General features: G+C 67.8%; 16 protein-coding genes and 1 pseudogene. 7 read left to right on the forward strand and 10 right to left on the reverse strand.

Translation table 11 applies throughout. The annotated features are described in order from the left end of the window. The first annotated feature begins 7 nt into the window (after nt 1–7). From L1087_RS09845 to L1087_RS09855, 3 genes are read left to right on the forward strand one after another with little or no spacing between them, the layout of a single operon-like run. Entirely contained in the window at nt 8–877 is an 870-nt protein-coding gene (locus tag L1087_RS09845; RefSeq protein WP_234558725.1) for an NAD(P)-dependent oxidoreductase, read from the forward strand. A gap of 2 nt (nt 878–879) precedes the next feature. Next, the gene (locus L1087_RS09850) at nt 880–1,524 is read left to right on the forward strand and encodes an AzlC family ABC transporter permease (protein WP_135260564.1); all 645 of its coding nucleotides are present in this window, start codon (nt 880–882) and stop codon (nt 1,522–1,524) included. Next, the gene (locus tag L1087_RS09855) at nt 1,521–1,799 is read left to right on the forward strand and encodes a branched-chain amino acid transport (RefSeq protein ID WP_135260563.1); all 279 of its coding nucleotides are present in this window, start codon (nt 1,521–1,523) and stop codon (nt 1,797–1,799) included. The genes L1087_RS09850 and L1087_RS09855 overlap by 4 nt, the downstream gene beginning before the upstream one ends. A 53-nt stretch (nt 1,800–1,852) precedes the next feature. Here L1087_RS09855 and lpdA read toward each other — a convergent pair whose 3' ends face one another. The 6 genes from lpdA to L1087_RS09885 are packed head-to-tail and all read right to left on the reverse strand — an operon-like array spanning nt 1,853 to nt 7,165. Then, a complete protein-coding gene (lpdA, locus tag L1087_RS09860; RefSeq protein ID WP_234558726.1) occupies nt 1,853–3,238 on the reverse strand; it encodes a dihydrolipoyl dehydrogenase in 1,386 nt (461 codons plus the stop codon). Between the two features lie 10 nt (nt 3,239–3,248). Further along, entirely contained in the window at nt 3,249–4,613 is a 1,365-nt protein-coding gene (locus L1087_RS09865) for a dihydrolipoamide acetyltransferase family protein (protein WP_234558727.1), read from the reverse strand. Between the two features lie 8 nt (nt 4,614–4,621). Beyond that, on the reverse strand, nt 4,622–4,867 hold the full coding sequence (locus tag L1087_RS09870) for a type II toxin-antitoxin system HicA family toxin (protein ID WP_234558728.1): 246 nt from the start codon (nt 4,865–4,867) through the stop codon (nt 4,622–4,624). Next, the gene (locus tag L1087_RS09875; protein ID WP_038040548.1) at nt 4,864–5,073 is read right to left on the reverse strand and encodes a type II toxin-antitoxin system HicB family antitoxin; all 210 of its coding nucleotides are present in this window, start codon (nt 5,071–5,073) and stop codon (nt 4,864–4,866) included. The genes L1087_RS09870 and L1087_RS09875 overlap by 4 nt, the downstream gene beginning before the upstream one ends. Nucleotide 5,074: 1 nt before the next feature. Next, complete coding sequence (locus L1087_RS09880) at nt 5,075–6,049, reverse strand: alpha-ketoacid dehydrogenase subunit beta (protein WP_234558729.1); 975 nt, start codon at nt 6,047–6,049, stop codon at nt 5,075–5,077. Between the two features lie 12 nt (nt 6,050–6,061). Then, complete coding sequence (locus tag L1087_RS09885) at nt 6,062–7,165, reverse strand: thiamine pyrophosphate-dependent dehydrogenase E1 component subunit alpha (protein ID WP_234558730.1); 1,104 nt, start codon at nt 7,163–7,165, stop codon at nt 6,062–6,064. A gap of 131 nt (nt 7,166–7,296) precedes the next feature. On the opposite strand from L1087_RS09885, the gene L1087_RS09890 reads away from it, so the two are divergent. Further along, a complete protein-coding gene (locus L1087_RS09890) occupies nt 7,297–7,710 on the forward strand; it encodes a 23S rRNA (pseudouridine(1915)-N(3))-methyltransferase RlmH (RefSeq protein ID WP_234558731.1) in 414 nt (137 codons plus the stop codon). Further along, nucleotides 7,707–8,105 carry a metallopeptidase family protein gene (locus L1087_RS09895; protein ID WP_234558732.1) on the forward strand — a complete coding sequence of 133 codons (399 nt, stop codon included), beginning with the start codon at nt 7,707–7,709 and terminating at the stop codon, nt 8,103–8,105. The genes L1087_RS09890 and L1087_RS09895 overlap by 4 nt, the downstream gene beginning before the upstream one ends. Here L1087_RS09895 and L1087_RS09900 read toward each other — a convergent pair. From L1087_RS09900 to L1087_RS09910, 3 genes are read right to left on the reverse strand one after another with little or no spacing between them, the layout of a single operon-like run. Beyond that, complete coding sequence (locus tag L1087_RS09900; RefSeq protein ID WP_135260558.1) at nt 8,050–8,478, reverse strand: DUF2203 domain-containing protein; 429 nt, start codon at nt 8,476–8,478, stop codon at nt 8,050–8,052. The two genes, L1087_RS09895 and L1087_RS09900, sit on opposite strands and share 56 nt — an antisense overlap. A 51-nt stretch (nt 8,479–8,529) precedes the next feature. After that, the gene (locus L1087_RS09905) at nt 8,530–9,435 is read right to left on the reverse strand and encodes a biotin--[acetyl-CoA-carboxylase] ligase (protein WP_234558734.1); all 906 of its coding nucleotides are present in this window, start codon (nt 9,433–9,435) and stop codon (nt 8,530–8,532) included. Nucleotides 9,436–9,445: 10 nt separating this feature from the next. Further along, entirely contained in the window at nt 9,446–10,492 is a 1,047-nt protein-coding gene (locus L1087_RS09910) for a glucose-1-phosphate thymidylyltransferase (RefSeq protein WP_135260556.1), read from the reverse strand. A 34-nt stretch (nt 10,493–10,526) separates the two neighbouring features. Between L1087_RS09910 and L1087_RS09915 the strand changes: the two genes are divergently transcribed. Beyond that, on the forward strand, nt 10,527–11,318 hold the full coding sequence (locus L1087_RS09915) for a class I SAM-dependent methyltransferase (RefSeq protein WP_135343718.1): 792 nt from the start codon (nt 10,527–10,529) through the stop codon (nt 11,316–11,318). Between the two features lie 93 nt (nt 11,319–11,411). Continuing rightward, a complete protein-coding gene (locus L1087_RS09920; RefSeq protein WP_038040528.1) occupies nt 11,412–11,801 on the forward strand; it encodes a secondary thiamine-phosphate synthase enzyme YjbQ in 390 nt (129 codons plus the stop codon). On the opposite strand, the pseudogene L1087_RS09925 reads toward L1087_RS09920, so the two are convergent. Then, nucleotides 11,798–12,823: pseudogene (locus L1087_RS09925) on the reverse strand (TGS domain-containing protein); the annotation flags it as partial. The gene L1087_RS09920 and the pseudogene L1087_RS09925 overlap by 4 nt on opposite strands. Nucleotides 12,824–12,921: the final 98 nt, after the last annotated feature.

The following is a 12,921-nucleotide window of genomic DNA, read 5'->3' on the forward strand; positions in this document are numbered from 1 at the left end:
AGGGGGCATGGAAAAGGTCGCCTTCCTCGGTCTTGGGGCCATGGGCTACCCCATGGCCGGCCATCTGGCGAAGAGGTTTCCCACCCTGGTTTGGAACCGCACCTTCGCCAAGGCCCTTAAGCACCAGGAGGAGTTTGGCTCCCAGGCGGTGCCCCTGGAAGGGGTGGCGGAGGCCCGGGTGATCTTCACCTGCCTGCCCACCACCAAGGAGGTGGCCGAGGTGGCGGAGGCCCTCCTGCCCCACCTCCGCCCCGGCACCTACTGGGTGGACGCCACCAGCGGGGAGCCCGAGGGAAGCCGCAAGCTGGCGGAGCGCCTCCTGGAGCGGGACGTAGTTTACCTGGATGCCCCGGTCTCCGGTGGGACCATCGGGGCGGAAAAGGGCACCCTCACGGTGATGCTGGGGGGACCAGAGGAGGCCGTAGAGAGGGTGAAGCCCTACCTGGCCTACGCCAAGAAGGTGGTCCACGTGGGGCCCGTGGGGGCAGGGCACGCGGTGAAGGCCATCAACAACGCCCTTTTGGCGGTGAACCTCTGGGCGGCGGGGGAAGGGCTTCTCGCCCTGGTGCGGCAAGGGGTGTCCGCGGAGAAGGCCCTCGAGGTCATCAACGCCTCCTCGGGCCGCTCCAACGCCACGGAGAACCTCATCCCCGAGCGCGTGATAAGCCGCGCCTTTCCCAAGACCTTTGCCCTGGGCCTTTTGGTGAAGGACTTGGGCATCGCCATGGGGGTTCTGGACGGGGAAAAGGCCCCAAGCCCCCTGCTTCGCCTCACCCGGGAGGTCTACGAGATGGCCAAGCGGGAGCTAGGCCCCGAGGCCGACCACGTGGAGGCCCTGAAGCTCTTGGAGCGCTGGGGCGGGGTGGAGATCCGGTAGGGATGAAGGAGGGCCTGCAGGCCGCCTGGCCCATCGCCCTGGGCTACTTCCCCGTGGCCGTGGCCTTCGGTGCCCTGGGGGCCCAGGCGGGGCTTGGCTACCTTTGGATTCAGCTCACCTCCCTCCTGGTCTTCGCCGGGGCCAGCCAGTTCGCCCTGGTGGGGCTTCTGGCCCAGGGGGTGCCGCCCCTTTTGGCGGCCACCTTGGGCCTCCTCCTCAACCTGCGCCACGCCTTCTACGGCCCGGCCCTCAGGCCCTACCTTAAAGGAGGTCCCCTGGAAGCCTTCCTCCTCACCGACGAGGTCTTCGCCCTGGCCCTAAGGGCCCTCCCCGGCCTCCCCCCGGGGGAGCGGCGGGGCTACTTCCTGGGCCTGGGCTTAGGGGCCTACCTTTCCTGGAACCTGGGCACCTTCCTGGGGGCCTTGGGGGGGCAGGGGCTTCTCGCCTGGCCCGGGGTGGGGGAGGCTCTCGCCTTCGCCCTTCCTGCCCTGTTTCTTCTCCTGGCCCTGCCCCACCTGAAAAACCCCGCGGCCCTTCTCGCGGGCGGGGCGGCTTTGGCCCTCCACCTCCTGGGGCAGACCGCCTGGGGGCTTTTCCTGGCGGGGGTCATCGGGTTCCTCTGGCCGGGGAAGGGGGGGAGGCCATGACCCTAGCCCTCCTCCTCCTGGCCCTGGGCACCTTCCTCCTGCGCTTCCTGCCCTGGCGGGGGGAGAGGAGGGTGCCGGCGGGCCAGGCGGGACCCGCCCTGGTGGTGGCCCTTTTCCTGGTCTCCGCCTTCTCCCCCCCGCCTTCCCCGGAGTGGCTCCGGGCGGGGCTCGCCCTCCTGGGCACTTATCTGGGGCTTAGGCTCACCGGGAACCTGGGCGTGGCCGTCTTCCTGGGGGCGGGGCTTTACGGGCTTCTCGGGGCCCTGGGCTTTTAAAGGTCCGGTGGGGCAGAAGCCCCACCGGGAACGCCAAGGGACTCTGGGTTGGGTCAACGGTTCAGGATGTGGATGGCCTGCTTGTGGAGGGCCTCCGCCGCCTCCATGAGCCCCTCGGAGAGGGTGGGGTGGGCGTGGACGGTGAGCCCCAGGTCGGAGACCGTGGCCCCCATCTCCAGGGCCAAGGTGGCCTCGGCGATGAGCTCCCCCGCCTGGGGGCCCACGATGAAAACCCCGAGGAGGAGGTCGCTTTCCTCATCCCCCACCACCTTGATGAGGCCTTCCGTGGTCCCCAGGGTCAGGGCCCGGCCCGAGGCGGAGAGGGGGAACTTCCCCACCTTCACGCGGTAGCCCGCCTTCTTGGCCTCCTCCTCGGTGAGGCCCACCCCGGCCCACTCGGGGGAGGTGTAGACCACGCTGGGCACCTGGTAGTCGAAGGCGCTGGCCTTGCCCGCGGCGTTTTCTGCCGCCACCAGGCCCTCCCGCATGGCCTTGTGGGCCAGGAGGGGGGGGCGGGCCACGTCGCCGATGGCGTAGACCCCGGGGGCCGAGGTTTCCATGCGGGCGTTCACCTGGATGAAGCCCCGTTCGTCCACCTTTACCCCGGCCTTTTCCAGGCCAAGCCCTTCCGTGCGGGGCTTGCGGCCCACGGCCACCAGGATTTTGTCCACCACCAGGGTTTCCCCCTGGCCCCCCTGGGCGGGCTCCAGGGTGACGTGGAGGCCATCTTTCTTCTTCTCGTAGCCCACGGCCTTGGTGCCGGTGCGCACCCGGAGGCCTTCCTTCTCCAGGGCCTTGCGCAACAGGGCCGCGGTCTCGGGGTCGCCTGCGGGGAGGATTTCCGGCATGAACTCAATGAGGGTCACCTCCGAGCCCAGCCGGTGGTAGACCTGGCCCAGCTCGAGGCCCACCGCCCCGCCCCCGATCACCAGGAGGCGCTTGGGGATGCCCTCTTCCACCTTTAGGGCCCGGGTGGAGTCCCAAATGTCCTCGCCGAAGGGGAAGCCCTTGAGGGCCACGGGCTCGCTCCCCGTGGCCACGATGACGCTTTTTCCCCCGTAGCGCTCCCCGTTCACCTCGATCTCCTTAGGCCCCGCGAAGCGGGCGAAGCCCCGCACGAGCTCCACCCGGTTCCCCTTCAAAAGCCCCGCCACGCCCCCGGTGAGCCGCTTCACCACGCTCTCCCGCCAGGCGGCCAGCTTCTTTAGGTCCACCTCGGGGCTCGCCTTCACCCCGAAGCCCTCGGCCACCTTGAGGTGGTGGAGGGTTTCCGCCGCGTGCAGGAGGGCCTTGGTGGGGATGCACCCCACGTTCAGGCATACCCCGCCCACCTCGCCGGCCTCCACCGCCAGCACCTTCAGGCCGAGCTGGGCCCCCCGGATGGCGGCGTGGTAGCCTCCGGGGCCGGTGCCGATCACGATCAGGTCGTAGGTCTTCATGGGGTCCATCCTACATTTCCAGAAGGAGGAGCTCGGGGTTCTCCAAAAGCCGGATCACCTCGCGGGTGAAAGCCGCTGCCTCGGCCCCGTCCACCAGGCGGTGGTCGAAGGAGAGGGAGAGGTACATGATGTCCCGCGCCTCTATGGAGCCATCCGGCATCACCCAGGGGCGCTTGCGGATGGAGTGGACCCCCAGGATGGCGGCGTCGGGCACGTTGATGATGGGGAAGCTCATGAGGGCGCCCACGGAGCCGATGTTGGTGACGGTGAAGGTGGAGCCCGTGACCTCCTCCGGGGCCAGCCGACCCTCGCGGGCCTTGGCGGAAAGGTCGGCGATCTCCTGGGCCAGCTCCAGGATGCTCTTTCGGTCCGCGTCCCGCACCACGGGAACGATGAGGCCCCTTTCCGTGGCCACCGCCAGGCCGATGTGGTAGTAGCGCTTGTAGACGATCTCCTGCCTTTCCTCGTCCAGGCTGGTGTTCAGCATGGGGTACTTCTTCAAAGCCCGCACCACCGCCTTGAAGATGAAGGGCAGGTAGGTGAGCTTCACCCCCTGGCGCTCGGCCTCGGGCTTCAGGCGCTCCCGGAGGGCCACCAGCTCCGTGAGGTCGGCCTCGTCCACGTTCAGGGTGCGCACGGTGTAGAGGTGGCTCTGCCAAAGCCCTTGGGCGATGGTGCGGCGGATGCCCCTAAGGGGGACCCGCTCCTCCAAGCCCTCGTAGCCCTTGGGGGGGACGTAGCGGGGCGGGGGCGGGAAGCCGGGGACCAGGGCGGGAGGAGCCTCCCGAGGGGCCTCCGGGGCGGGCTGGGCCTTCCGCCTTTCCGCATAGGCCCGCACGTCCTCCACCCGCACCCGGCCCAAGGGCCCGGAGCCTGGCACCTCCTCGAGGGGAATCCCCAGCTCCCGGGCCAGCTTCCTGGCGGCGGGAACCGCCAGCACCCGGCCTTGGGGCCTAGCCTCTTCCTTGGGCTTGGTTTCTTGGAGAAAGGGATTTTTTACCACCACCTGGGTGGTGTCGGGCTTGAAGAGGGAGAGGTCCTCCTTTTCCTCCTTGGGAGGAAGCCCGGGTTCCACGATGGAGCGCTCCTCCACCGCTTGCACGGGGGGGGCTTCCTTCACCCCGGCCACCGCCTCCCCAGGTTCCGCCAGGAGGGCGATGGGGGCGTGGACCTTCACCACGTCTCCCTCCTTGGCCAGCTTCTTCAGGAGCACCCCCTCGTAGGGGGAGGGGAGCTCCACGGTGACCTTGTCGGTCATCACCTCCACGAAGGGCTGGTCCTTCTTGAGGTAGTCCCCTTCCTCCACCAGCCACTTGAGGATCTCGCCTTCCACCACGCTCTCGGCCAGTTCGGGCATCAGGATTTCCCTAGGCATAAGCCTCCTCAGAGGTCAAGGATTGCCAAAAGTTCTTCCCGGGCCAGGTTATGTGCCTGGGCGATCTCCCTCACGATCCCCGCCAGGGTACCCAGCTTGAGGGGACGGTGGAGGGGAATGGTCACATGGTGTTCCCGGTCCCCTTCCCGCCAGGTGAGGCGCAGGTGGCTTCCCGTCTGCCGCGTGACCCGGTACCCTAAACGGGAAAGGCGTTTGGCGAGCTCTTCTCCCTCCAGATCCTTGGGGAGCCTCACGGGGCCAAGACCTCCTCCCGTACGAAGTGCAGGCGAATGATCTTCGGGGCTTCTCCTTCAGGGAAGTGGCAGCGCACCGCGTCCCGGACCATCTCCTTCAGCTCCTCCCAGGTTTCCCCTTGGGTGAAGATGCCCTCCCCCAAAGCCCGGGCCACGTAGCCCCCTTCGTCCGCCTCTTCTACCAAAAAGATGAGCTCCCTGGGCATATCAGTAGTCTAGCGCCCGCTTGGCGGCGTTCAGGATGCGGGTGACGGTGGGCAGGTAGAGCTTGTCCTGGGCGTAGGGGTAGGGGGTGTCGAAGCCCGTCACCCGGATGGGAGGGGCGAGGAGCATGTCCAGGAGGTCCTCGGCGATGGTGGCCGCCACCTCGCTCACGAAGCTGGCGTGCCGGGGAGCGTCGGAGACCAGCACCGCCCTTCCCGTCTTGGCCACGGACTCCATCACCGCCTCGTAGTCCCAGGGCATGAGGGTGCGGAGGTCCAGGACCTCGGCGGAAACCCCAGCCTTCTCCAGCTCCTCGGCCGCCTGCAAGACCTCGGGCATCACCGTGCCGTAGCCGATGAGGGTGAGGTCCTTGCCCTCCTTCCGCTTGGCCGCCTTGCCGATGGGAAGGACATAATCCTCCTCCGGCACCTCCTCCTTCACCGAGCGGTAGAGGCGCTTGGGCTCGAGGAAGACCACGGGGTCCTCGTCGCGGATGGCGGCCTTGAGAAGCCCCTTGGCGTCGTAAGGGGTGGAGACGGCCACCACCTTGAGCCCGGCGGTGTGCACGAAGTGGGCCTCGGGGCTTTGCGAGTGGTGGTGCCCCCCCTTCACCCCGCCCCCGGAGGGCATGCGCACCACCAGGGGGGCGGTGAACTGGCCCCCGGAGCGGTAGCGGAGCTTGGCCACCTGGCTCACCAGCTGGTCAAAGCCGGGGAAGATGTAGTCGGCGAACTGGATCTCGGCCACGGGCCTAAGCCCGTGGGCGGCCATGCCCAAGGCGGCCCCCACGATGGCCGCCTCGGAGAGGGGGGTGTCCATGACCCGGTCGGGGCCGTACTTCTGCAAAAGCCCCTCCGTCACCAGGAAGACCCCGCCCCTCTTGCCCACGTCCTCCCCCAGGACCACCACCCGGGGGTCCTTGGCCATCTCCTCGTCCAGGGCCCGGTTCAGGGCCTGCACCATGGTCATGACGGCCATAGCGCGCCTCCTTTAGAGCTCCTCCCGGAGGAGGGCCTCCTGGCGCTTTAGGTGCCAGGGTTTTTCCGCAAGGACGTCGTCGAACATCCACTCGGGGGGTACGGCGCCCGCCTCCTCGGCCTCCTTCAGGCCCCGCTCCAGCTCGGCGCGGATCTCCGCCTTCAGGTTCTCCTCCCATTCCAGGTTCCAAAGGCCCCGCTCCTCCAGGAAGCGCTGGAAGCGCCCCAGGGGATCGCGCTTGCGCCAGGCCTCCACCTCCTCCCTGGGGCGGTAGCGGCTGTCGTCGTCGGCGGAGGAGTGGGGGCCGTAGCGGTAGACCCTGAGCTCCACCAGGCTGGGGCCTTCCCCCATGCGGGCCCGTTCCACCGCCTCCCGCACCACGTAGTAGGAGGCCAGGATGTCCATTCCGTCCACCAGGTAGCCGGGAATGCCGAAGGCGTGGGCTTTTTCGGCGATGGTGGGGCTATGGGTCTGGCGGCGGTAGTCCACGCTGATGGCGTAGAAGTTGTTCTCGGCGATGAAGACGGCAGGGGCTCCCTGCACCGCGGCGAAGTTGATCCCCGCGTACCAGTCCCCCTCGCTGGTGGCCCCGTCCCCGAAGGTGCAGACCGCCACCTGGCCCGTGCCCTGGAGCTTCATGCTGATGGCCGCCCCAGCGGCGGGGGGCACGTGGGAGGCGATGGGGCTGGCCACGGTGAAGTAGTTGAGGGCTTTGGAGCCCGGATGTTCGGGCATCTGGCGGCCCTTGTTGGGGTCGGCCTGGGTGGCCAGCATCTGGCCGAAGAGCTCCTTGGGGGGGATGCCCAGGGCCAGGGCCAGGCCGTGGTCGCGGTAGTAGGGGAAGACCCAGTCAAAGCCCCTCCGGATGGCGTGGGCGATGGCCACCTGGGCGGCCTCGTGGCCGGCCGAAGGGGCGATGAAGCTGGTTTTGCCGGTGCGGATGAGGATGGTGTAGCGCTCGTCCAGCATCCGGGCCGCCAGCATGTCCCGGTATAGGCGGCGTAGCTTATCCTCGTCCAGGTCCAGGGGGAAATCCCCCAGCCACTCCCCTTTCTCCCCGATGAGCCTTATGGGCTCGGGGGTGAAGGGCTGAAACCGGTGGGTATCCTTTACCATAAACCCTCCTTTTTCGGCGCTTTTGGCGCCCTTAGAGCCTGCCCTGGGTAAGGGCCTGGGGCTCCTTATAGGGGTGGGTGAGGTCCCACGTTCCCTTCGCCCTGAGTATACCCTGGCCCTAAAATGGGGAGGTGCGCCTTAGGGTGGTGGCGGTGGGCAAACCCAAGTTGGATTACGCCCGGAGGGGAGTGGAAGAGTATGCGATGCGCATCCGGAAATATGCTCCCCTCGAGGTCCACTTCGTCAAGGAAGCCCAGGACCTCCTGCCCAAGGCGGAGGGCCACCGCAAGGTGGTCCTGGACGAAAGGGGAAAGCTCTTCACCACGGAGGGCCTTTTGGAAGAGTTGGGGCGCTGGGAGGGGGAACGGGTGGCCTTTTTGGTGGGGGGTGCCGAAGGGTACCCGGAAGGGGTGCGGGGGCGGGCCGACCTCCTCCTTGCCCTCTCCCCCCTTACCCTGCAGCATGAGCTGGCCCTTTTGGTCCTCATGGAACAGCTTTACCGGATCCTCACCTTAAGGGCCGGGCATCCCTACCATCGGCCATGACCTACGAGGCCTTTGTAGCCCTGGTGGAAAGGCTTTGGGCGGAGGTTCCCGAGGCCTTCAAACGGGAGCTTCAGGGGGTGCACGTCCTGCCCCAGGCCAAGCCCGAGCCCGGGCTAGAGGGGGTTTGGCGGCTTGGGGAGTACCTGGACCCCGGGCCCCCCTCGGCCCTAGGGGGATTTGAGGGGCTGGGGCGGCACATCGCCCTCTACTACGGTTCCTTCCGAAAGGTGGCGGGACCGGGGTTTGACTGGGAGGAGGAGGTCTGGGAAACCCTCCTCCACGAGCTAAGGCACCACCTGGAGTCCCTTGCGGGCCGGGACGAGCTGGTCCAGGAAGACCTTAGGCGCCTGGCCGAGTTTCGCCGGGGCGGGGGGCCTGGGGGAGAAGGCCGTTAGTTTCTTCCTTTAAGGGGCGCCGCTCGGCAAACCCTCCCGCCAGGGGATGGTAATGGGTTACCTCGGGTTCGCCTTCCTGCCAGCAGAGGAAGACCACCTCACCCCCGACCCGGGCGGGGAAGTCCACCAGGCCGCGGTCCAGGTCCTTGAGGAAGACGCCCAGGGAGGCCAGGTAACGGGCGTCGGCTTCCAAGGAGCCCAGGAGGAAGCGGGCCTCCTCCTCCAAGGCCCTTCGTTCCAGCCCGCGGGCCTCGGGAAGCCGGGCCTGCACTTCGGAGAGCTCCTTCCGGGCCTGCCGCATCTGGGAGAGGACCCTCCGGATCTCGGGCAAGAGGGCATCGGCCTCTTCCTTGGTAAAGATGCGGGCAAACATACCTAGCCCTATCCTAGCACAGACGCTTTGGGAAATCTAAGCCTGGGATACTCAAGGATCGGACGCCCCGGTCCGGAGGGGGGACATGAGGGCTACCTCGCCCGCGCCGATCCTGACCCCCTCCACCTGGAGGCTGCCGTCGGGGAGGATGGCCTCCGCCACCCCCTCCACCACCCCCTTAGGGGTTTGGACCCGCACCCTGCGGCCCAGGGTGTAGGAGGCCTCCCGGTAGAGGGAGAGGAGGGTTTCCGGGCTTTCCAGAAGGGGGAGGAGGCTTTCCAGGTGGAGGAGGAAACCCGAAAGCACCTCCCGCCGGGGAAGGGGAGAGAACTCCCTCAAGGCGGCGGCGCCCTCGGGGGCCCAGTCCACGTTCACCCCTACCCCCAGGAGGAGGTAGGCCACCTCCTCCCCCTCGGCCTTGGCCTCCAAAAGGACCCCGGCCAGCTTCCTGCCATCGGGGGCCAGAAGGTCGTTGGGCCACTTGAGCCCCCCCACCCCCACCGCCCGCCAAAGGGCCAGGCCGGCGAGGAGGGGAAGGAGGCCCATGGAGGAGAGGGGAAGGGTGGGGCGGAGGAGGAGGGAGAAGGTGAGGCTTTCCCCCGGGCGGCTTTCCCAGCGCCTTCCCCGCCTTCCCCGGCCCCTTTCCTGGACCTCCGCCAGGACCAGGGCTCCCTCCTCAGCTCCTTCCTCCGCCCAAGCCCTTAGGACATCCTGGGTGCTTCCCACCCGCCCCAGGTACCGGTAGGGCCGGCCGAGGCGCCCTGGGGGGTGGAAGAGGTGGGGAAGGGGAGTGCCGGGCCGGATGCGGTAGCCCTTCCGGCTCATCTCCACGGGGAAGCCCTCGGCGAGAAGCCTTCTCGCTTCCTTGGAGACCGCTTGGCGGCTCACCCCGAGCCTTTGGGCCAAGGCCTCGCCGCTTTGGTACGCCTCGGTGAGGAGGTCCAGAAGCCGGGCCATGGGGCGGGGATCAGGCCAGCTCCACCTGGGAGAGGTCCCCCAGGATGAGGCGGTGGGCCCGGGGAAGCCCGTTGCGGCTTTTCACCTGGGCCCCCACCCCCAGGATGCTTTCCTGCAGGCGTAAGGCCACGTCTTCCAGGATGGCGTGGTCCTCGAGGATGGAGTACTCCACCTCCGAGCGCACCACCTTGGCCCCAGGCCCTAAGGAGGTGAAGGGCCCGATGTAGGCCCCTTCCACCACCGCTCCCTCCCCGATAAAGGCGGGGCCGATCACGGTGCTTTTCCGGACCCTGGCCCCCTTCTCCACCACCACCCGGCCGGTGAGCTGGCTTTCCACCACCTCCCCCTCCACCCGGGGTAGAAGTTCTTCCAGAAGGAGGCGGTTGGCGTCCAAGAGATCGGCGGGGCGGCCGGTGTCCTTCCACCAGCCCTCCACCTCCACCCCCACCACCCGCTTCCCCCGGTCGATGAGGCCCTGGATGGCGTCGGTGATTTCGTACTCCCCCCGGGCGGAGGGCTTAAGCCCCTCGATGACCTCCAGGACCTCCGGGGTGAAGACATAAACCCCGGCCACCGCTAGGTCCGAGGGGGGCTCCTTGGGCTTTTCCAGAAGGCGCACGATCCTTTCCCCTTCCAGCACCGCCACCCCGAACTGGCTGGGGTTTTCCACCCGCACCAGGGCGATCACCGCGCTCACCCCAGGGGTGAAGGCCTGGAGGAAATGGGCGATCCCCTTTTGGAAGAGGTTATCCCCCAGGTAGAGGACGAAGGGGCTTTGGCCCAGGAAGTCCCTGGCCACCGCCACCGCATGGGCCAGCCCCTGGGGCTCCTCTTGCAGGATGTAGCGCACCCGGTAGCCCGCAAGGGCCTCCCGGATGTCCTTTTCCGTTTCCGGGGAGACCACCACCCCGATCTCCTCTATCCCCGCTTGCAGGAGGTTTTCCAGGCCGTAGTGGAGGATGGGCCTTCCCGCCACCCGGATCACGGGTTTGGGCCTGGTGTGGGTCAGGGGGCGAAGCCTCGTGCCCCGTCCGGCAGCCAGAATGAGTCCTTTCACGCCGGGAAGTATACCCCATAAAATGAGAAGAAGGATGCCCAAGGCCTCCGTGCGTATGGCCTACGCCTACGACCGCCTCCGGGCCTATCCGCCGGAGGTGGCAGGCCGCATCGCCACCGCCATAGGGAACGCCCTGGGGGTGCGGGGGGAGGAGGCGGTGCTCCTGGAGCTAGGGGTGGGGACCGGACGCATCGCCCTGCCCCTCATCGCCCGGGGCTACCGCTACCTGGCCCTGGACAAGGACCCGGCCATGCTGGAGGTCTTCCGCCAGAAGGTGGCCGGGGTCATGCGCAAGGTACGCCTCTTGGAGGCCGATGCCCGGGCCATTCCCCTGCCCGATGAGAGCGTGCACGGGGTCATCGTAGTCCACCTCTGGCACCTCCTCCCCGACTGGCCCAAGGCCCTGGCGGAGGCCTTGAGGGTGCTGAAGCCGGGGGGGGTGCTTCTGGAGGGCTGGGATGAGATGGAGGCGGAGGAGGAGCGCCTGATCCAGGAAAGGTGGCGCTCCCTGGTGGAGGCGGAAGGTGTGGGGGTGGTGCGGGGCTTGCACAGAAAGCGCCTCGAGGAGGTGGAGGAAGCCCTAAAGCGGCTTGGCCTCAGGCCCAAGACCAAGCAGGTGGTCCAGTGGCGGGAGGAGCGCACCCTGCGCCAGGCCCTCGAGGCCCTGGAGGAAAGGCTTTACTCCTTCACCCAGGCGGTTCCCGAGGAGGTGCACGAGCGCATCATGCCTGAGCTCTGGGCCTGGGCGGAAAGGGAGTTTGGCCACCTGGACCGCCCCTTTACCCTAGAAAGGGGCTTCACCCTGCGCACCACCCGCATGGCCTAGCGCTGCCCGGTAAGGCCCTTTCTCAAGCCACATTTCGGGGTGTCTGGAGCTCCTGGGGCGGGAGGGGTCTTCCTAGCCCCGTATGCTGAAGGGATGAAGGCCATCCGGATCCCCACGCCCAAGGAGGGCTTGGTGAACATCACCCGCCAGGTGGAGGAGGCTTTGGCCGGGCATACTGGCTTGGTCTACCTCTTCGTTCCCCACACCACCTGTGGCCTCCTGGTGCAGGAGGGGGCGGACCCCGATGTGGCCCGCGACCTTCTCGCCCGCTTGGAGGAGCTGGCCCCCAGGGTGCATCCCAAGGACCGGCACGCGGAGGGCAACACCCACGCCCACCTGAAAAGCCTCCTCACCGGGGTGCACCTCCTCCTTCCCGCGGAAGGAGGAAGGCTCAAGCTTGGCCGCTGGCAACAGGTTTTCTTGGCGGAGTTCGATGGACCGAGGATGCGGGAGGTGTGGGTCAAGCTCCTCTGGCCGGCCTAGACCCAGCGCACCTCCTGCACGCTTTTCACGCCCTTTATGGCCTGGACCAGGCCCTCCCGCTCCCCGTCCTGCACGGTGAGGCGGAGGCGGATGCGGGCCAGGGGGCCGAGGATGCGGGTTTCCGAACCCAGGGCGCTTTTGCCCGCCTCGGCCACCACCTGCATCACGTCCCTCAGGAGCCCGGCGCGGTCCTGGGCCAGGACCTCGAGGGTGGCCACCTTCCCCCCCACCCCCTCCCAGTAGGCCCCGATGACCCGGTCCGCCTCCGGTCCCTGGAGGATGCGGCGCAGGTTGGGGCAGTCCGCCCGGTGGATGGTGACCCCCCGGCCCCGGGTGACGAAGCCCAAGATGGCGTCCCCCTTCATGGGCTCGCAGCAGGAGGCCAGGCGGATGGGGGCCTGCAGGTCCTGCTCCAGGCGAATCCCCCACTCGTTCCTGGGGGGGGCCTTGGGCTTTTCCGGCTTGAGAAGGACCTTGGGATAGAGCTTCTCCGCCACCTGCTTGGGGGTGAGGCGGTTTAGGGCCAGGGCCAGGTAGAGCTCCTCGGGGGAAGGGGTGAGGCCCAGCTTCCTGGCGGCTTCCTCCAGCTGGCTATCGCTGGGCTTGGGGAGGCCCCGGCGCTTCAGGTAGCGCTCCAGGAGGTTCTGCCCCCTCTCCAAGGTTTCCTGGCGCTCCTGGGTGCGGAAGTACTGGCGGATCTTGCTCTTGGCGCTCCGGGTCTTGGCAAACTCCAGCCAGTCCTTGGAAGGGTGGGCGTTTTTGGCGGTGAGGATCTCCACGATCTCCCCGTTTTGCAGCTCGTAGGAGAGGGGGACGATCCTTCCGTTCACCTTGGCCCCCACCATGTGGTGCCCCACCTCGGTGTGGATGTGGTAGGCGAAGTCCACGGGGGTAGCCCCCTTGGGCAGGTTGATGATCCGCCCCTTGGGGGTGAAGACGAAGACCCGGCCCCCGAGGAGGTCCCGGGTCACCGCCTCCACGAACTCCCGGGAGCTAGAGAACTCCTGCTGCCATTCCTGGATGNATTCCAGCTCTTCTTTTGGTTGCGTCTGGTGGTCCTGGAAGGGCGGGTGGCGGTGCTAAACCTCAAGCCCCATCACGAGCGGGTGGTGCGCCTCTT

It is taken from the genome of Thermus tengchongensis, assembly GCF_021462405.1.
Taxonomy (GTDB): domain Bacteria; phylum Deinococcota; class Deinococci; order Deinococcales; family Thermaceae; genus Thermus; species Thermus tengchongensis.

What these genes read in the sequence shown, in the direction of transcription:
- L1087_RS09865 (WP_234558727.1), bottom strand. Translation starts at nt 4,613, where the DNA reads ATGCCTAGGGAAATCCTGATGCCCGAACTGGCCGAGAGCGTGGTGGAA.
- L1087_RS09850 (WP_135260564.1), top strand. Translation starts at nt 880, where the DNA reads ATGAAGGAGGGCCTGCAGGCCGCCTGGCCCATCGCCCTGGGCTACTTC.
- L1087_RS09875 (WP_038040548.1), bottom strand. Translation starts at nt 5,073, where the DNA reads ATGCCCAGGGAGCTCATCTTTTTGGTAGAAGAGGCGGACGAAGGGGGC.
- L1087_RS09920 (WP_038040528.1), top strand. Translation starts at nt 11,412, where the DNA reads ATGAAGGCCATCCGGATCCCCACGCCCAAGGAGGGCTTGGTGAACATC.
- L1087_RS09885 (WP_234558730.1), bottom strand. Translation starts at nt 7,165, where the DNA reads ATGGTAAAGGATACCCACCGGTTTCAGCCCTTCACCCCCGAGCCCATA.
- L1087_RS09900 (WP_135260558.1), bottom strand. Translation starts at nt 8,478, where the DNA reads ATGTTTGCCCGCATCTTTACCAAGGAAGAGGCCGATGCCCTCTTGCCC.
- L1087_RS09905 (WP_234558734.1), bottom strand. Translation starts at nt 9,435, where the DNA reads ATGGCCCGGCTTCTGGACCTCCTCACCGAGGCGTACCAAAGCGGCGAG.
- L1087_RS09855 (WP_135260563.1), top strand. Translation starts at nt 1,521, where the DNA reads ATGACCCTAGCCCTCCTCCTCCTGGCCCTGGGCACCTTCCTCCTGCGC.
- lpdA (WP_234558726.1), bottom strand. Translation starts at nt 3,238, where the DNA reads ATGAAGACCTACGACCTGATCGTGATCGGCACCGGCCCCGGAGGCTAC.
- L1087_RS09895 (WP_234558732.1), top strand. Translation starts at nt 7,707, where the DNA reads ATGACCTACGAGGCCTTTGTAGCCCTGGTGGAAAGGCTTTGGGCGGAG.
- L1087_RS09880 (WP_234558729.1), bottom strand. Translation starts at nt 6,049, where the DNA reads ATGGCCGTCATGACCATGGTGCAGGCCCTGAACCGGGCCCTGGACGAG.
- L1087_RS09845 (WP_234558725.1), top strand. Translation starts at nt 8, where the DNA reads ATGGAAAAGGTCGCCTTCCTCGGTCTTGGGGCCATGGGCTACCCCATG.
- L1087_RS09915 (WP_135343718.1), top strand. Translation starts at nt 10,527, where the DNA reads ATGCCCAAGGCCTCCGTGCGTATGGCCTACGCCTACGACCGCCTCCGG.